Genomic DNA, 17,778 nt, shown 5'->3' on the forward strand with positions numbered 1-17,778 from the left:
GTGCGAGGGGTGACGGCGCGCGGACGGGCTCCGGGCTGCCGCCGGGGCAGGCCCGGCCTGGAGCGGAGGATGCGGGCGCAGCCGCACGTGGCCGCGGCACCGGCCCGGCTCCGGAGGCCGGGCAGTCCGCCGTGCGGCTGCGGCACGGCCACCCTTCAGGAGGCGGCCAGTCCGGCGAGGATGTCGTACAGCACCCGGTCGATGACGTAGCCGGACTCCTCCTCGGTGAGGGTGTCCAGGGGGCCGTCGAGAAAGAGCATGGCCGTGCCGTGGACCATGGCCCAGGCACTCAGCTCGGCACCGGGCCGGCGGTCGGGGGTGATCAGGCCGACCGCGACCGCCTCGTCCAGGGTCTCGGTGAGCATGTCGAACGAGCGGGTGTCCCAGCCCGACGCACTGCCGGTCTCGACGACGGAGCCGTCCTCGGTGATGCCGACCTCGCCCAGGGCCTTGCGACAGAAGGCCGTACGGAAGAGGCCGGGCTCCTGTCTGGCGAAGCGGATGTAGCCGCGGCCCAGTGCCATCATCCGCTGCCTGGTGCCCTCCTGCCCCTCGCCGTGCGTCTCGCGCCCGCCCGCCTCCATGCAGGCGACCAGGCGCTGCTGGCCGTAGTCCTTGACCGCGCCCAGCAGGTCCCCGTGGCTGTCGAAGTGCCGGTAGGCGGCGGTGGCCGAGACGCCGACCTTGCGGGCGGCCGCGCGCAGCACCACGGCGTCCGGACCACCCTCGCCCGCCAGTTCGATGGCGGCCTGGATCAGCGCGTTACGCAGGTCCCCGTGGTGGTACCGGTCCTTGCCGCGGCCGCCCGCCGCCCTGCCGGATACCGCGGGGCCGCCCTTTGTTCCTCCGCCCGCCGCTTCGGTGTTCGCTCGCATACTCCCATCCTGCCCGATGTTGACAGGAATAACATTCCTGGCATCCTCTATGTTGACGCCGTGAACATCTCTGCGGCGCCGACTTCCTCTTCCACTGCGCTCCCCGGGGGACGACGTGCTCGACCGCATAGCAGACCTGACCTACCGCAGAGCACGGACCGTGCTCCTGCTCGCCCTGCCGGCCGTGGTGGCCCTGGCCGCCGTCGGCTTCGGCGCCTTCGGCAAACTCCAGGGCGGCGGATTCGACGACCCCGACTCGCCCTCCTCGCGCGCCGCCGCGCTGATCGACGAGAAGTTCCACGGCGAGGACAACCTGGTCCTCCTCGTCCGCGCCAAGGGCGGCGACCTCGACGCGCCCGCCGCCGAGCAGGCGGGCCGGAAGCTGACCCGCGGACTGCGCGACGAGCCCGGCGTCTCGCAGGTGGCCTCCTACTGGGCACCCGGCGGGGCGGCGCTCACCTCCCGCGACGGCGCACAGGCCCTGGTCCTCGCGCACATGGACGAGAACGACACCGAGCGGATCACCGAGGTGACCGAAGCGTGGAGCGGCGACCGCGGCGCGGTCACGGTCCGCGCGGGCGGCGGGGCCGCCCTGAACGAGCAGGTCAATGCGCAGGTCTCCGAGGACCTCGCGCTGGCCGAGGGGATCGCCGTACCCGTGACCCTGGTCCTGCTCATCCTCGCCTTCGGCAGCGTCGTCGCAGCGCTGCTGCCGCTGGCCATCGGACTGGTGGCGATCCTGGGCACGTTCGCGGAGCTGTACGTCCTCGGCAGCGTCACGGACGTCTCGGTCTTCGCGGTCAACCTCACCACCGCACTCGGACTCGGCCTGGGCATCGACTACGGGCTGCTGCTCGTCAGCCGCTTCCGCGAGCGGCTCGGTGCCGGTGACGACACGGCGCAGGCACTTCGCACCACCGTCCGCACGGCGGGGCGTACCGTGCTCTTCTCCGCCTCGACCGTCGTGGCGGCCCTCGCCGCCCTGCTGCTCTTCCCGCCGTTCTTCCTGCGCTCCTTCGCCTACGCGGGCATCGGAGTGGTGGCGATCGCCGCGATCGCCGCGCTGTTCCTGGTCCCGGCGCTGCTGGCGGTGCTCGGGCACCGCGTGAACAACGGGCGGCTGCCGTGGGCGGACGCGGTACGCAAGCCGGAGGCTCCGCTGTGGGGCCGGATGGCCCGCACCGTGATGCGGCGGCCGGCGCTGACCGCACTGCCGGTGCTGGCCGTGCTGCTGCTGGCCGCGAGCCCGCTGCTGGGCGCCACCTTCGGTACGCCGGACACTCGGGTGCTGCCCGAGAGCGCGGAGAGCCGCCAGGTCTCCACAGCCCTGCAGCAGGACTTCGCGGGCAACGACGCGGCGGGCATCTCGGTGGTCACCCGGGGCCGCGCCGACGCGCAGGCCGTGGACGCGTATGCCGCACGCCTCTCCCGGCTGGAGGGCGTCACCCGCGTCCAGGCGGCGACGGGCACCTACGCACAGGGCCGCGCGGTGCGCGGTCCCGGACAGGCGGGCCCCGCCTTCGCGCAGGACGGCGTCCACCGGCTGTCCGTCACCTCGCGCCTGACCCCGGCCTCGGGACCTGCGCAGGACCTGGTGCGGGAGATCCGCGGAACGGCCGGGCCGGGCGGCACGGAGACGCTGGTGGGTGGCCAGGACGCACAGCTGATCGACTCCAAGGCCGCCATCGCCGACAAGCTGCCCGCCGCCGTGGCCTGGGTGATCGGCTCCACCTTCGTCCTGCTGTTCCTGTTCACCGGCAGTGTCCTGCAGCCGTTGCGCGCCCTGCTGCTCAACGCGGTCAGCCTGACCGCCTCGATCGGGGCGATGGTGTGGATCTTCCAGGACGGCCACCTCTCCTCGCTGCTGGGCTTCACCGCGATGCCGATGGACACCTCCATGACGGTGCTGATGTTCTGCATCGTCTTCGGCCTCTCCATGGACTACGAGGTCTTCGTCACCAGCCGCATCAAGGAACTGCACGATGCCGGCGCCGACCACCGCGAGGCGGTGACCGGCGGCCTCTCGCGCACCGGGCGGATCGTGACCATGGCGGCGGGGCTGCTGGCGGTCAGCTTCTTCGCCTTCGCCACCAGCAAGGTCTCCTTCATCCAGATGTTCGGCCTCGGCAGCGGCCTGGCCATCCTGATCGACGCGGTCGCGGTGCGCGGCGTGCTGGTGCCCGCCGCGATGCGGCTGCTGGGGCGCTCGGCCTGGTACGCGCCGGGCCCGCTGCGGCGGCTGCACGCCAAGGTGGGCCTGAGCGAGGCCGCGGACGAGCCCGAAGCGGCCGTACCGCACCACGAGGAGCCCGGCGGGCGGCAGCCGGAGCCGACCCGCACCGGGGGGTGACCCGCGGCTGAGCACAGCGCAGCGGCAGCCCCCGTACCCGGTAGGCACCGGGTACGGGGGCCGCTGCTGCGGGAGCCGGCGCCCGGCGGGGCGGAGGCCCGCCGGGCAGTGCTCCGCCTACTTGCTGGTGAACTTCTCGTACTCCTTGAGGACCTCTTCGGTGGGGCCGTCGAGCAGCAGTTCGCCCTTCTCCAGCCACAGCACCCGCTCGCACGTGTCGCGGATGGACTTGTTGTTGTGGCTGACGAGGAAGACCGTGCCGGCGTCCTTGCGCAGCTCACGGATACGGGCCTCGGAGCGCTTCTGGAACCTCTTGTCGCCGGTGGCCAGCGCCTCGTCGATCATGAGGACGTCGTGGTTCTTGGCCGCCGCGATGGAGAAGCGCAGCCGCGCGGCCATGCCGGAGGAGTAGGTCCGCATCGGGAGGGTGATGAAGTCGCCCTTCTCATTGATCCCGGAGAAGTCGACGATGCCCTGGTAGCGGCGGTGGATCTCCTCCCGCGACATCCCCATCGCCAGGCCGCCGAGGACGACGTTCCGCTCCCCGGTCAGGTCGTTCATCATGGCCGCGTTGACCCCCAGCAGCGAGGGCTGGCCGTCGGTGTAGACCTTGCCGCTCTCCGCGGGCAGCAGCCCCGCGATGGCCTTGAGCAGCGTGGACTTGCCCGAGCCGTTGGAGCCGATGAGGCCGATGGCCTGGCCCCGGTAGGCGGTGAAGCTGACGCCCCGCACCGCGTGCACCTCGCGCATCCCACCGCCCGGCTTGCGGCGCACGATGCGGTTGAGGGCCGCGGTGGCGCTGCCCTTCCCCTTGGAGCCGCCGTAGACGCGGTAGACGATGTGCAGGTCCTCGGCGATGACGGTCGGCACCCAGGGGCCGGGCGTCTGCTCCGCCTCGACCTCGGTCTTGGTGTCGACGGATGCTCCGCTCTGCTCGGTCTGCTCAGCCACGGCCATAACGCTCCTCCGCCTTCCAGAAGAAAACAAATCCACCGATGCCCGCTACCACTGCCCAGCCCAGCGCGAGCGCCCAGACGTGTGGCGGCAGCTGAGCTCCGGGGTACTCCTCGATGAAGGCGAACCGCATCAGGTCCATGTAGACGGCGGCCGGGTTGGCCTGCAGCAGATCGGTCAGCCAGAGCGGGGCGTCGGCCCGCTTGTCCAGCATGTACTTGAGCGGGAACATCACTCCGGACGCGTACATCCACGTCCGGGTGATGAAGGGCATGAGCTGCGCGAGGTCGGGGGTCTTGCTGCCGAGCCGGGCCAGGACGAGCGCGAGACCGGTATTGAAGACGAACTGGAAGGCCAGCGTCGGAATGATCAGCAGCCAGGACAACCGTGGCAGCTCACCGAACCCGATCAGGATGACGACCAGCACGATCATCGAGTACAGGAGCTGCTGCAGCTGCTGCAGCGCCACCGAGATCGGCAGCGCGGCGCGCGGGAAGTGCAGCGCGCGCACCAGCCCGAGGTTCGAGGAGATCGCCCGCACTCCGTTGAGCACCGAGGTCTGGGTGAAGGTGAAGACGAACACCCCGGTGATCAGGAACGGGACGTAGTTCTCCTTGCCGCCCGGGGTGCCGTCCCGGCCCCCCAGCAGCACGCCGAAGATGAAGTAGTAGACGGCCGCGTTCAGCAGCGGCGTGGCGACCTGCCACAACTGGCCCAGCTTCGCCTGGCTGTACTGTGCCGTCAGCTTCGCCCGGGAGAAGGCGAGAATGAAGTGCCGCCGTGCCCAGAGCTGCCGTACGTAGTCGGGCAGCGAAGGGCGCGCTCCGCTGACCGACAGCCCGTACTTGGCCGCGAGTTCGGCCGGAGCCAGCCGGTCGTCCAGAGACGGCGGAGGCAGTACGCCGACCGACTTGTCGGCACTGTCGTGGGTTTTCTCGCTCACGTTGGAAACTTTCGTCCTCACACTGCGCAAGTGGATCCGGGGCTGATACTCGCAGGAAGAGCTTGTCAGATCACGGGTGGGCGTCCCAGCCGCGTCAGACGCCATACCGTACGCCACCGCATCGGCCTGCGGCTGCCCGCGGGTGTGGTCCAGCCCTCCTTGAATCCGCCCAGCCAGGCGCGCAGCGCGGGCATGGAGGGGCGGCGGGCGAGCGTCAGCAGCAGCCATACGGTCAGGTACACGGGGACCAGCAGCGCGGGCAGGTTGCGGCGCGCGAGCCAGACGCGGTTACGGGCCACCATCCGGTGGTAGACCGCGTGCCTGCTGGGGGCCGTGGTCGGGTGGTGCAGCACCATGTCGGCGCGGTACTCGATGCCCCAGCCGGCGTCCAGGGCGCGCCAAGCCAGGTCGGTCTCCTCGTGGGCGTAGAAGAACTCGTCCGGCAGTCCGCCGACTTCCGCCAGCACCCGGGTGCGCACGGCGTTGGCGCCGCCCAGGAAGGTGGTGACCTTGGAGGAGCGCAGCGGGTCGGAGGCGCGCAGCCGGGGCACGTGCCGGCGCTGGGTGACGCCGGTGTCCGGGTCGGCGATGCGGAAGGTGATGATGCCCAGTCCCGGGTCGGCCTCGAACGCCTCGCGCACCAGTTCGGCCGTGTCGGTGGAGGGCAGCAGCCCGTCGTCGTCCAGGAAGAGCAGCGCGTCCACCTCGCCACCCGACGACCCGAAAGCCTCGATACCGACATTCCGCCCACCGGGGATGCCGAGATTTTCCGGAAGCTCGACCTTCCGTACACCGTCCGGCAGCGCGGGCAACGGAGCACCGTTACCCACCACGACGACCTCGACCGGTTCGCCCTCCTGATCGGCGACCGACCGCAGCAGCGCGCGCAGCTCCTCGGGACGGTTGCCCATCGTGAGCACGACGGCACCCAGACGCATCGCCTTCCCGCCCCCCGTCACTTCAGCCTGCTCGAGGCCAGGATGGACACCAGGTGCAGCAGCGTCTGGAGCACCGCGATGGCGGCGAGGACCGCGACACCGAGCCGGGTGAAGAACAGGTCACCCCGGATCTGGTCCACGATCGCGACCACCAGGATCAGCAGCGACGCCTCGATCCCCAGCACCAGCCGGTGGAACTTGAGCGCGGCCGCCGCCCGGCGCGCCAGCGCGAGCCCCGAGGAGCGCGGCTCGGCGGCCGACTCCTGGACCGGCGGCAGCCCGCCCTGATGCCGGGCGACCCCGACCAGGTCGGACTCCGCCTTGATCAGGATGGCGCCGAGCGCGGCCAGCGTGCCCAGGAAGGCCCACAGCCAGTCGATCCGGCCGCCGCCCCACAGGTCGGCGGCACGCAACCCGAAACCGACCAGCACCGCGGCGTCGCACAGATAGGCACCGACCCGGTCCAGGTACACCCCGCCCAGCGAGAACTGCTGCTTCCAGCGGGCCACCTCCCCGTCGACGCAGTCCAGCAGCAGGTAGAGCTGGACCATCACCACGCCCAGGACCGCGCCGGCGACGCCCGGGACCAGCAGGGCGGGCAGCGCCAGCACCCCGGCGAGGGTCATCACGTAGGTGAGCTGGTTGGGGGTGATCCGGGTGTTCACCAGGTGCCGGTCGATGCGCAGCGAGAGCTCGCGCATGTAGAGCCGGCCCGCCCAGTGCTCGCCGCTCCGCCGGTCCTTCACCCCGGCGGGGTGAACGACCGGCCGGAGCTCAGCTACCGATGGTTTGTGCATAGTCCGCGTACGCGTCCCTGATCTGGTCGGTGGACAGGTCGAGGTGTTCCAGGATCGTGTACCGCCCGGGGCGGGTCTGCGGCGCGTACGCGACGGCCTCGACGAACTCGTCGGGGTCGAAGCCGATGTCGGCGGGCAGCACCGGCAGCTCGTGCCGCCGCAGCACCTCGACCATCAGCTTGGCCGTGTCCTTGTCCCCGCGCAGGTAGGTCGCGAAGGCCGCACCCAGGCCGCACTGCTCACCGTGCGGGGCGGCCCGCCGCGGGTACAGCAGATCGAAGGCGTGGTTGATCTCGTGGCAGGCGCCGGAAGCGGGGCGGCTGTCCCCGGCGACCGACATCGAGATGCCGGTGAGCACCAGGCCCTCGGCCAGCACCTGGAGGAAACCGTCGTCGCTGACGTCCCCCGGGTGGTGCAGGATCGCCTCGCCGGCCTGCCGGGCCATGGCCGCGGCCAGTCCGTCGATGTCCTCACCGCGGACCTCGTGCCCCAGCTCCCAGTCCTTGACGGCCGAGATGTTGGAGATGACGTCGCCGATACCGGAGCGGATGTAGCGCTCGGGTGCCTCACGGATCACGTCGAGGTCGATGACGACGGCGATCGGGTTGGGCACCCCGTAGGAGCCGCGGCCCGCGTCGTTGTCGAGGGTGGCGACCGGGGAGCACAGGCCGTCGTGCGACAGGTTGGTCGCGACCGCCACCAGCGGCAGCCCGATGCGGGCCGCCGCGTACTTCGCGCAGTCGATGATCTTGCCGCCGCCGAGCCCGACGACCGCGTCGTAGCGGCCGGAGGACTTCATGGCGTCGGCCAGCTCGACCGCGTCGTCGATGGTGCCGCCGCCCACCTCGTACCAGGAGGCGTTCGGCAGCAGCGGGGCGAACCTCTCGCGCAGCGCGGCCCCGGAGCCGCCGCTGATGGCGAAGGCGAGCTTCCCGTTGGTGGAGATCCGCTGATCGGCCAACAGGCCCGCCAGGTCGTCCAGTGCGCCGCGGCTGATGTCCACGACGACCGGCGACGGAATGAGGCGGGTCAGTACTGGCATGCGATCTCCCGGCCCTTGGCGAGGTCGTCGTGGTTGTCGATCTCGACCCACTTGACGTCGCCGATCGGGGCGATGTCGACCTTGAAGCCGCGGTTGACCAGCTCCTGGTAGCCGTCCTCGTAGTAGAGCTGCGGGTCGCGCTCGAAGGTGGCCTTCAGCGCGTCGGCCAGCTCGGCGCCCGCCTCCGGCTCGATCAGGGTGAGGCCGATGTACTCACCGGTGGCCTCGGCGGGGTCCATCAGCTTGGTGATGCGCTGGACGCCCTTCGCCGGGTCGACGACGACCTTCATCTCCTCGTCGGCCAGGTCCTTGACCGTGTCCAGGGCGAGGATGATCCTCTTCCCGTCGCCGCGCGCCTCCAGCAGCGTCTTCTCGACGGAGACGGGGTGCACGGTGTCGCCGTTGGCGAGCAGCACGCCCTCCTTGAAGACCTCACGGGCGCAGTAGAGGGAGTAGGCGTTGTTCCACTCCTCGGCCTTGTCGTTGTCGATCAGGCGGAGCGTGACGCCGTGCTTGGCCTCCAGCTCGGCCTGCCGCTCGTAGACGGCCTCCTTGCGGTAGCCCACCACGACCGCGACGTCGGTGAGACCGACCTGGGCGAAGTTGGCCAGGGCGATGTCGAGCACGGTGGTGTCGCCGTCCACGGGCACCAGGGCCTTGGGCAGGGTGTCGGTGTAGGGGCGCAGACGCCGTCCGGCGCCGGCAGCCAGCACGAGGCCGATCATGCGGGTTCTCCTGTTTCGTCGTGTACTGCGGGTGCTTGCGACGACACCCAGAATCGGATGCTCTCGACGAGCACCACGGCCGCGATGACCACGGCGAGCGTGGCCAGCGCGAAGGTGAAACCTTGGGTGCGACCGCCGTCGCCGAGCTGGAGGGCCGCGGCGACGGTGACCAGCAGGGTCCGTCCCTCGTGCCCCCCGACCGCCCGCACCAGCCAGTGCGGTGGCGCTCCGGTGCCACCGCGGATGCGGTACACCGTGTCGTAGTGATGGTAGGCGAGAGCCGCCACCAGCCCGAACGCCGCGGGGAGCGTGCGGTCGGTGTCGGCGCGGGCGGCGAGCACCAGGATCGTGCCGTATTCCGCGATACGGAAAACTGGGGGGAGCAGCCAGTCCAGCGGGCCCTTGAGCCGCCGGGCGAGGGCGACCCCCGCGCACAGCGCGTAGCAGGCCGCGGCCGCCACCGGCCAGACGCTGCCCAGCGGCGCGGCCCACGCGGTGGCGAGGATCACCGCGGCGCCCAGGAGTGCGACGGCCGGCACTCCGAGCCGGGGCAGCGGCAGCACCCGCAGCAGCCGGCCGGAGAGCTCGGCGAGCGGACCGCTGTCGGTGAGCGCGCGCACTCCCTCGGCCGCGCGGTCGGTGCGGGCCCTGCGGTGCAGGGAGCGCAGCAGCCGGCCCGAGGTGGTGTAGCAGGCGGCGAGCGTGCCCGCGACCAACAGCACGACGAAGGTGATGCGGGGCGTGGTCGTCGCGGTCAGCACGGCGATGAGGGCCCACCGCTCCCCGATGGGCAGCACGATCATCCGCCGGGCCCACACGGTCCAGCCCGCGCTGTCCAGCCTGCTGGAGAGCGCCGCGGTCCGGCTGGTGTTGCCCGTGACGTCGTGGCCGGCCTCGTTGAAGGAGAAGTCGACCGTGTGCCGCGCGGTCATCAGCAGCATGGCCCCGAGCGCCAGGGCCCACACGTCGTCGCCGCCGCGCGCGGCGCCGAGAGCCAGGCCCGCGTAGTACGCGTACTCCTTGGCCCGGTCGAAGGTGGCGTCCAGCCAGGCCCCGAGCGTGGAGTACTGCAGGTCGTAGCGGGCGAGCTGGCCGTCCGTCGCGTCCAGGACGAACGAGGCGATGAGCAGCACTCCGGCCGCCACGAAGCCCCAGCGCTCCCCGCCGGCGGCGCACCCGGCGGCGATCAGCGCGGTGATCAGCGAGGCCGTGGTGACCTGGTTGGGAGTCAGCCCGCGGCGGGCGCACCAGCGCGCCAGGTAGCGCGAGTACGGGCTGATGCAGAAGGTGGTGAAGAAGCCGTCGCGGGACTTGACCGCGGAACGCAGCCGGACCGCCTCGCCGTCGACCGCGGCGACGGCCCCTTCGGCCTCGGCGCGGGCCGCGTCGTCGGCGGGCACGGTCGCCACGAGCGTGCCCAGTTCGGGCCGGTGCACCTGGACTCCGGCCGCCTCCAGCGCCTCGGTCGCCGCCTGCGGTCCGCCACCCGGGTCCCGGGGCAGCGCGTGCCGCGCCTCGGGGCCGACGGCGAGCACTCCGGGCAGGGCCCCCGCCGCGAAGCGCGGGTCCCGCAGGGCCAGCCGCAGCGCGTGGGTGTGGCCGACGAAGCGGGGGTCGATCAGGGCGACCCGCTCGTCCGCGGCGGTCGCGGCCAGTTCCGTGCCGACTGCGGTCGGACCGGAGGCCGCGCGCACCTCGAAGCCGAGCGAGCGCAGGTCGGCCTCGAGCGACGATCCGGCAACCGGCGGACCGGTGAGGATGGCGGTCGACAGAACGAACTCACTCCTTGGAAGCTGGCAGGCCCGCGCGGGAAAGGGACAACCGGGGCAGCGGGCAGCGTGCGCCGTCACCCGGGAGGGGTCGGCGGCACGTCGGCAGAGAGTATCGGATCGCCGGGGGGAGCCTTCACCGAGCGTTCATCGCCCCGGTGTTGTCCGGCGGGCGCCCGCGCGCCCCCAGCATGGTGGATCATGGGTTCCCGCCACAACCGGGGCCGATAGGGTTCGGGCATGACGTGGTTGATCACAGGCGGTGCGGGCTACATCGGCGCGCACGTCGCACGGGCCCTGACGGCCGCCGGTGAGCGAGTCGTCGCACTGGACGACCTGTCCACCGGGCTGGCCGAGCGGCTGCCCGCCGAGGTGCCGCTGGTGCGCGGCTCGGTACTGGACCGTCGGCTGCTGGACCGGGTCCTGGCCGAGCACGGTGTGCGCGGTGTGATCCATCTCGCGGCCAGGAAGCAGGTGGGCGAGTCGGTCGAGCAGCCGCTCACCTACTACGAGGAGAATCTGCACGGCCTCGTCACGCTGCTGGGCGCCGTGGTCGAGGCGGGGGTGCGCGGCTTCGTCTTCTCCTCCTCCGCGGCCGTCTACGGGATGCCGGACGTGGACCTGGTCACCGAGCAGACCCCCACGGTGCCGATGAACCCCTACGGCGAGACCAAGCTGGCCGGCGAGTGGCTGGTGCGGGCGACGGGACGGGCCCACGGGCTGTCGACCGCCTGCCTGCGCTACTTCAACGTCGCCGGGGCCGCGCAGCCCGAACTCTCCGACACCGGTGTCTTCAACATCGTCCCGATGTTCTTCGACGCGCTGACCCGCCAGGAACCGCCCCGGATCTTCGGCGACGACTATCCGACCCCGGACGGCACCTGTGTGCGGGACTACATCCATGTGCAGGATCTGGCCGAGGCCCATGTCGCAGCGGCGCGTGCGACGGCGGGTGACGGCCCGCGGGGCGGGGACGGCGATCTGACACTGAACGTCGGCACCGGCTCGGGGGTCTCGGTGCGGGAGATGGCCGATCTCGTCGCCGAGGTCACCGGCGGACGGGGTCCGGCGCCCCGGGTGGTGCCGCGCCGCCCCGGTGACCCGGCGCGGGTGGTGGCCTCGGCGGAGCGGATCCGCGAGGAACTGGGCTGGGAGCCCCGCCACGGGGTGCGCGAGATGGTCGTCTCGGCGTGGGAGGGCTGGCTGCTGCGCCACCCGGAGGCACATCCGACGACGACCTGACGGTCAGATCGTCACCGATCAGCATTGATGGGCATAAACGCGCACGTTGCAGTCACTGTCCCGCAGAATGCGGAATTACCGCGTCGACTGCGGCACACTGGACCCGCTGCCCACCGGCCCACCCCGAAGGATCACCATGGCGAACAGCTCAGCCGCCCCGATCATGCTCGAACTGGTAGACGAGGACGGGACGACGATCGGCACCGCGGAGAAGCTCTCCGCCCATGTGGCCCCCGGGCGGCTGCACCGCGCCTTCTCCGTCTTCCTCTTCGACGAGGAGGGCCGGCTGCTGCTCCAGCGGCGGGCACTGGGCAAGTACCACTCCCCCGGCGTGTGGTCCAACACCTGCTGCGGGCACCCCTATCCCGGCGAGCCGCCGTTCGCCGCCGCCGCCCGGCGGGTCGGCGAGGAGCTGGGAGTGGCGCCCGCGCTGCTGCGGGAGGCGGGTACCGTCCGCTACAACCACCCGGACCCCGCGTCGGGACTGGTGGAGCAGGAGTTCAACCACCTGTTCGTCGGACTGCTGCGGGAGGAGCCCCGGCCGGATCCGGCGGAGATCTCCGAAACGGCTTTCGTGACGTGGGACGAGTTGGAGAAGCGGCACGCCGTCGACACCTTCTCCACCTGGTTCATGACCGTGCTGGACGCGGCGCGTCCGGCGATCCGCGTGGTGACGGGCGGCGCCGGGGGGTGGTGACCCGGCGCGCCGGGCCGCACGGCCCGGCCACGAGAGATCCGGCGCCCGGACCGCCGCGAGCCGCGGCCCGCCGACCGGCCGTGGCGGAGTCCCCGGCGGGAGACCCGGCCCGCGGCCGCCGCACGGCGGTCTCCTCAGCGGGAGCCGGGCTCCCCGGCGTCCGCCGCCGAGGGGCGCAGCGGCAGAGCGGCCCAGATGACCTTGCCACCGGCGTCCGTCTGCTCCACGTCGCAGCGGCCGCCCGCCTCCGCGGTGAGTGCCTTGACCAGCAGCAGGCCGCGCCCGCCCGTGTGCTCCCGGAACGGCTCGGCCGCCAGCGCCTTGGGCCGGTAGGGATGGCCGTCCTCCACCGCCAGCCGGAGCCATCCGCCGCCCAGTGCGACCTCGACGGTGATCTCGGGCGAGAGCAGCGCCGCGTGCTGCACGGCATTGGTGACCAGCTCCGAGAGGATCAGCAGCGCGCCCTGGAGCACGTCCTCCGGTACCGGGGCCGGCCGGCGCTCCAGCAGCTCGCGCACAGCATGCCGCAGCCCGGGCACCGAGGGCGCGGTCGTCGGCGCCGTGAACCGCCAGCTCCCCTCCCCAGACGGTCCGGAGACGCCGAGGCGTCCGGACACCGACGGGGTCCCGCGGACACATCCGAGGGTCCCGGGCTCGGCCGGGCGCGGCCGCGGGGGCAGCACGGCGGCAGCCGCGGGCACCGCCCCCGCCGCAGCACCGCGTACCGCGCTCAGGGGGCCGAGCGCCTCCCCGGCTCGTGGAGCCTCGTCGACAACTCCGGACAGCTGCCCGCCGCGGCTCTCCATCTCCGCACCCACTCTCCTGCTCGGTACCTGGTGTACTTGCAGATGTACTTGCATTGCATGGTGGTACCGCGCGGTGCAGACCTGAGCGGGTGACCGTAACTTGGCATGTATCGATGGCATTTGACAGAAGACTTACGCCGCTTGGCACCTCGGCGATAGAACCTGACGCTTCCTGGATACGATCGCGCTCATGGAGCCGACCCTGCGCACCGCCCACGAAGAGGGCGTCGCGACCGTCACCATCGACCGCCCGGCCAAGCGCAACGCGATGACCCCCGCCATGTGGCGCGGGCTGCCCGAACTGCTGGCCGAACTCGCAGCCGACCCGGACGTACGGGTCCTGGTGCTGACCGGAGCGCAGCGCACCTTCTGCGCGGGAGCGGACATCGGCGCCCTGCAGGACGCGGCCCGCGCCGGAGACCCCGAGGCGGGACGGCCGGAGAGCGACGGACCCGGCGGCGCGGCCCGGGAGCAGCAGACACTCGCCGTCGCCGCGGAGGAGGCACTGGCCGCCTTCCCCAAGCCCACACTGGCGGCCGTGCACGGGCACTGCGTCGGCGGCGGCTGCCAGCTCGCCGCCGCCTGCGACCTGCGGTTCGCCGCGCACGACGCGCTCTTCGGCATCACCCCGGCCAAGCTGGGCATCGTCTATCCGGCCTCCTCGACCGAGCGCCTGGTGCGCCTGGTGGGACCGGCCACCGCCAAGTTCCTGCTCTACTCGGGGGAGCTGATCGACGCGGAGCGGGCGCTGCGCACCGGGCTGGTGGACGAGGTGCACCACGGGGAGGCACTCGACAAAAGAGTCGCCGAGTTCGCCCGGACCCTCACCGCACGCTCCGCGCTGACCCAGGCGGCCGCCAAGGACTTCGCGGACAGGCGCACCGGCCCCGACCGGGTCGAACACTGGCAGCGCGAGGCGGCGGCAGGCGGGGACGCGGCCGAGGGCGTGGCCGCCTTCCTGGAGCGGCGCGCTCCGCGCTTCGGCGCCCCGCGGCGCTGAAGCGGGACCGGCGCCGCACCGGACCGCCGCGGGCGACAGCGCCGCAACCGGGCACCCGGGACCGCGCAGGGTACGCCGCGCCGCCGGCCGGCCCGGCACCCGGGGCCCCGGCCCGCCGGGTGCGGCGTCCGAACGGCACCCGGTGGATCCGGAGCCGCCGGTTCCCCGCCCTTCAAGTCACCCGTACCGACCGGTAGCGTACGGGCATGACGCCACTTCCCGCACGCGCCGGGCGGCGCTGCCACAACGCCCTGAACGCCCTGCACTCCGCGCTCTACTTCTCACCCGCGCTGGGGAAGGAACTCTCGCCCTACGGCATCGACGACCCGCGCGCGATCAACCTGTCCTCGCGTTCCGCGCCGCTGGGCGCGGTGGGCGCGGGCGCCGTGACAGCCACCTTCTACAACTACAGCCACGCGCTGGTCGCGAACTTCGTGCCCGCGGTGTGGGACGCCGCCTCCCCCGAGACGGTGCTGGCCGCACGGCTGCGCGCGGCCGACACGATGCTGCGGCATCTGCTGGGCGAGGAAGCCGTCCGCTCGGCGGAGATGACCGAGGCCGCCCGGCTGGCGCTGCGCGCCACCGAGGGATGCACCCGCTCGGGACGCCCGCTGCACGCCGCCAACGCGGACCTTCCGGTCCCCCCGATCGACCACTCGCCGCACCTGGCGCTGTGGCACGCGGCGACGCTGCTGCGCGAGCACCGCGGGGACGGGCACATCGCCGCACTGCAGAACGCCGAACTCGACGCGCTGGAAGCGCTGGTCAGCCACACCGCCAGCGGACACGGGATGAACCCCGCGTGGGTGATGAGCACTCGCGGCTACAACGAGCAGGACTGGACCGCCGCGCAGCAGCGGCTGACCGGACGCGGGCTGCTGGACGGCGACGGCGAGCTGACCGAGCGGGGCGCCGAGCTGCGCAAGCACCTCGAGGAGGAGACCGACCGGCTGGACCGCCGCCCCTACGAACTGCTGGGCGCCGAGGGCGTGGCCCGGCTGACCGAGCTGGCGGGCGGGTTCACACACACCGCGATCGAGGCGGGCGCATTCCCCGCCGACCTGCTCGGCAAGGGCTGAAGCACGGCGTCGCGGCGCGGGCGGCGCCCGCCCGCGGGGCCCGCCGTCCCGCCCGCCTGCACGGGCCTGTCGGACACGCCTGCCACAATGCATGCCTACCGGGGGACAACAGCACCGAGAAGGCGGAACGAACCATCGTGACGACGACGATCGAAGGCAGGATCGCCGAGGAACTCGGCGTACGCGAGCGGCAGGTCCGCGCCGCAGTCGAGCTGCTCGACGGCGGGTCGACCGTGCCGTTCATCGCGCGCTACCGCAAGGAAGCGACCGAGATGCTCGACGACGCGCAGTTGCGCTCCCTGGAGGAGCGGCTGCGCTATCTGCGGGAGCTGGAGGAGCGGCGCGCGTCGATCCTGGAGTCCGTGCGCGGCCAGGGAAAGCTCACCGACGAGCTCGCGGAGCAGATCCGGGCCGCCGACTCCAAAGCGCGCCTGGAGGACATCTACCTGCCCTACAAGCCCAAGCGGCGCACCAAGGCGCAGATCGCCCGGGAGGCGGGCCTCGAACCGCTCGCCGAGGGGCTGCTCGCGGACCCGTCCGTGGAGCCGCCGGCCGCTGCCGCCGCCTTCGTCGACGCCGACAAGGGCGTCGCGGACACCGCCGCGGCCCTGGAGGGTGCGCGCGCCATCCTCGCCGAGCGCTTCAGTGAGGACGCCGACCTGATCGGCGAGCTGCGCGAGCGCATGTGGGAGCGGGGCCGGCTGGCCGCCCGGGTCCGGGAGGGCAAGGAGGAAGAGGGCGCGAAGTTCGCCGACTACTTCGACTTCTCCGAGAGCTTCACCGAGCTGCCCTCGCACCGGATCCTGGCGCTGCTGCGGGCCGAGAAGGAGGAGGTGCTCGACCTCACGATGGAGCCCGAGCCGGCCGACGCGGCCGGAGCGGAGCAGGAGGGCCCGAGCTCCTACGAGCGTTCGGTCGCACACCGCTTCGGGGTGCGCGACGAGGGTCGGCCGGCGGACCCGTGGCTGGCCGAGACGGTGCGCTGGGCGTGGCGTACCGGGATCCAGGTGCACCTGGGCATCGATCTGCGCACCCGGCTGCGGGCTGCGGCGGAGGACGAGGCGGTGCGGGTCTTCGCGACCAACCTGCGCGATCTGCTGCTGGCCGCTCCCGCGGGGACTCGTGCCACCCTCGGCCTGGACCCGGGGCTGCGGACGGGCGTGAAGGTGGCCGTGATCGACGCGACGGGCAAGGTCGCCGCCACGGACACGGTCTATCCGCACGCACCGCAGAAGCAGTGGAACGAGGCGCTGGCGAAGCTGGCCGCGCTCGCCGAGGCACACCAGGTGGAGCTGGTCGCGATCGGGAACGGCACGGCCTCCCGCGAGACGGACAAGCTGGCCGGTGAGCTGGTCGCCGCGAAGCCGGAGTTGAAGCTGACGAAGGTGATGGTCTCGGAGGCGGGTGCCTCGGTCTACTCCGCCTCGGCCTACGCTTCGCAGGAGCTGCCCGAGCTGGATGTGTCGCTGCGCGGCGCGGTCTCCATCGCCCGGCGCCTGCAGGATCCGCTGGCCGAACTGGTGAAGATCGACCCGAAGTCCATCGGCGTGGGCCAGTACCAGCACGACCTCTCCGAGGTGAAGCTGTCGCGCTCGCTGGATGCCGTGGTGGAGGACTGCGTGAACGGCGTCGGAGTGGACGTCAACACGGCTTCCGCTCCGCTGCTCTCCCGGGTGTCGGGAATCGGCTCGGTGCTGGCGGAGAACATCGTGGCGCACCGGGACGCGCACGGCCCGTTCAAGGGCCGCCAGGAGCTCAAGGACGTCTCCCGGCTCGGCCCCAAGGCGTTCGAGCAGTGCGCGGGCTTCCTGCGCATCCGCGGCGGCGACCCGCTGGACGCCTCCGCCGTGCACCCGGAGGCCTACCCGGTGGTCCGCGGAATGGTCGCCAGAGCGGGCACCGACGTGCCGTCGCTGATCGGCAACGCGAAGGCGTTGCGGGCGCTCGACCCGCAGGAGTTCGTGGACGGCTCGTTCGGGCTGCCCACCGTCACCGACATCCTGCGCGAGCTGGAGAAGCCGGGCCGCGACCCGCGGCCCGCGTTCCGCACCGCGAGCTTCAAGGAGGGGGTCGAGAAGCTCGGCGACCTCTCCGCCGGCATGGTGCTGGAGGGTGTGGTCACCAACGTCGCGGCGTTCGGCGCCTTCGTGGACATCGGTGTGCACCAGGACGGCCTGGTGCATGTCTCGGCGATGTCGAAGACGTTCGTGAAGGACCCGCGGGACGTGGTCAAGCCCGGCGACATCGTCCGGGTGCGGGTGCTGGAGATCGACGAGGCGCGGAAACGGATCTCGCTCACCCTGCGGCTGGATGACGAGCCCGGGACGGGCGGGGGCGGAGGTGCGCGGCGCGGTGGCCGGGACCGGCGCCGCGACGGCTCCGGCAAGGCCCCCGCGGGTGCCCCGCGGCAGCGGCAGAGTGCGCCCAAGGGCGGCTCCGGTGGCAAGCGCCGGGGCCAGGGTGCGCCGGCTCCGGCGCCGAACAACAGCGAGATGGCCGAGGCACTCCGCCGCGCGGGCCTGGCCTGACCTGACCTGTCCGGTGCCCCGTGCTCCCGCAGG

At 72.3% G+C, this 17,778-nt stretch carries 15 protein-coding genes; 6 read left to right on the top strand and 9 right to left on the bottom strand.

The window, feature by feature from the left end; all coding sequences use genetic code 11:
• Window positions 1-155: 155 nt before the first annotated feature.
• Window positions 156-875 carry a TetR/AcrR family transcriptional regulator gene (locus P2424_RS19020; RefSeq protein ID WP_276476948.1) on the bottom strand — a complete coding sequence of 240 codons (720 nt, stop codon included), beginning with the start codon at window positions 873-875 and terminating at the stop codon, window positions 156-158.
• 115 nt (window positions 876-990) lie between these two features.
• On the opposite strand from P2424_RS19020, the gene P2424_RS19025 reads away from it, so the two are divergent.
• The gene (locus tag P2424_RS19025; protein WP_276476950.1) at window positions 991-3,225 is read left to right on the top strand and encodes an MMPL family transporter; all 2,235 of its coding nucleotides are present in this window, start codon (window positions 991-993) and stop codon (window positions 3,223-3,225) included.
• Window positions 3,226-3,342: 117 nt separating this feature from the next.
• Here P2424_RS19025 and P2424_RS19030 read toward each other — a convergent pair whose 3' ends face one another.
• The 7 genes from P2424_RS19030 to P2424_RS19060 form a co-directional block, all read right to left on the bottom strand.
• Entirely contained in the window at window positions 3,343-4,182 is an 840-nt protein-coding gene (locus P2424_RS19030) for an ABC transporter ATP-binding protein (RefSeq protein WP_276476951.1), read from the bottom strand.
• Window positions 4,169-5,122 (bottom strand): ABC transporter permease, encoded by a 954-nt coding sequence (locus tag P2424_RS19035; RefSeq protein ID WP_276476952.1) that lies wholly within the window; start codon window positions 5,120-5,122, stop codon window positions 4,169-4,171. Before P2424_RS19035 ends, P2424_RS19030 begins: the two co-directional genes overlap by 14 nt.
• A 65-nt stretch (window positions 5,123-5,187) precedes the next feature.
• A complete protein-coding gene (locus P2424_RS19040; protein WP_276479028.1) occupies window positions 5,188-6,060 on the bottom strand; it encodes a glycosyltransferase in 873 nt (290 codons plus the stop codon).
• Between the two features lie 17 nt (window positions 6,061-6,077).
• The gene (locus P2424_RS19045; protein ID WP_276476953.1) at window positions 6,078-6,857 is read right to left on the bottom strand and encodes a CDP-alcohol phosphatidyltransferase family protein; all 780 of its coding nucleotides are present in this window, start codon (window positions 6,855-6,857) and stop codon (window positions 6,078-6,080) included.
• The gene (locus tag P2424_RS19050) at window positions 6,835-7,899 is read right to left on the bottom strand and encodes an iron-containing alcohol dehydrogenase family protein (protein WP_019358592.1); all 1,065 of its coding nucleotides are present in this window, start codon (window positions 7,897-7,899) and stop codon (window positions 6,835-6,837) included. The genes P2424_RS19045 and P2424_RS19050 overlap by 23 nt, the downstream gene beginning before the upstream one ends.
• Window positions 7,887-8,624 carry a phosphocholine cytidylyltransferase family protein gene (locus tag P2424_RS19055; RefSeq protein ID WP_276476954.1) on the bottom strand — a complete coding sequence of 246 codons (738 nt, stop codon included), beginning with the start codon at window positions 8,622-8,624 and terminating at the stop codon, window positions 7,887-7,889. Before P2424_RS19055 ends, P2424_RS19050 begins: the two co-directional genes overlap by 13 nt.
• The gene (locus P2424_RS19060; protein ID WP_276479029.1) at window positions 8,621-10,396 is read right to left on the bottom strand and encodes a DUF5941 domain-containing protein; all 1,776 of its coding nucleotides are present in this window, start codon (window positions 10,394-10,396) and stop codon (window positions 8,621-8,623) included. The genes P2424_RS19055 and P2424_RS19060 overlap by 4 nt, the downstream gene beginning before the upstream one ends.
• A 237-nt stretch (window positions 10,397-10,633) precedes the next feature.
• Here P2424_RS19060 and galE point away from each other — a divergent pair, with 237 nt between their 5' ends.
• Together galE and idi are read left to right on the top strand one after the other, a co-directional pair.
• Entirely contained in the window at window positions 10,634-11,635 is a 1,002-nt protein-coding gene (gene galE, locus P2424_RS19065; RefSeq protein WP_276476955.1) for a UDP-glucose 4-epimerase GalE, read from the top strand.
• Between the two features lie 136 nt (window positions 11,636-11,771).
• The gene (gene idi, locus P2424_RS19070) at window positions 11,772-12,332 is read left to right on the top strand and encodes an isopentenyl-diphosphate Delta-isomerase (RefSeq protein ID WP_276476956.1); all 561 of its coding nucleotides are present in this window, start codon (window positions 11,772-11,774) and stop codon (window positions 12,330-12,332) included.
• A 134-nt stretch (window positions 12,333-12,466) separates the two neighbouring features.
• Here the strand turns inward: idi and P2424_RS19075 are convergent, their stop codons facing one another.
• Entirely contained in the window at window positions 12,467-12,949 is a 483-nt protein-coding gene (locus tag P2424_RS19075) for an ATP-binding protein (RefSeq protein WP_276476957.1), read from the bottom strand.
• A gap of 379 nt (window positions 12,950-13,328) precedes the next feature.
• Here P2424_RS19075 and P2424_RS19080 point away from each other — a divergent pair, with 379 nt between their 5' ends.
• The 3 genes from P2424_RS19080 to P2424_RS19090 all read left to right on the top strand — a co-directional run bounded on the left by P2424_RS19080 (window position 13,329) and on the right by P2424_RS19090 (window position 17,745).
• Window positions 13,329-14,138 (top strand): enoyl-CoA hydratase/isomerase family protein, encoded by an 810-nt coding sequence (locus tag P2424_RS19080; protein WP_276476958.1) that lies wholly within the window; start codon window positions 13,329-13,331, stop codon window positions 14,136-14,138.
• 206 nt (window positions 14,139-14,344) lie between these two features.
• Window positions 14,345-15,217, top strand: coding sequence for a hypothetical protein (locus P2424_RS19085; RefSeq protein WP_276476959.1), 873 nt, complete (start codon window positions 14,345-14,347; stop codon window positions 15,215-15,217).
• Window positions 15,218-15,354: 137 nt separating this feature from the next.
• On the top strand, window positions 15,355-17,745 hold the full coding sequence (locus P2424_RS19090) for a Tex family protein (protein ID WP_276476960.1): 2,391 nt from the start codon (window positions 15,355-15,357) through the stop codon (window positions 17,743-17,745).
• Window positions 17,746-17,778: the final 33 nt, after the last annotated feature.

The organism is Streptomyces sp. WMMB303 (genome assembly GCF_029351045.1).
Lineage (GTDB): Bacteria > Actinomycetota > Actinomycetes > Streptomycetales > Streptomycetaceae > Streptomyces.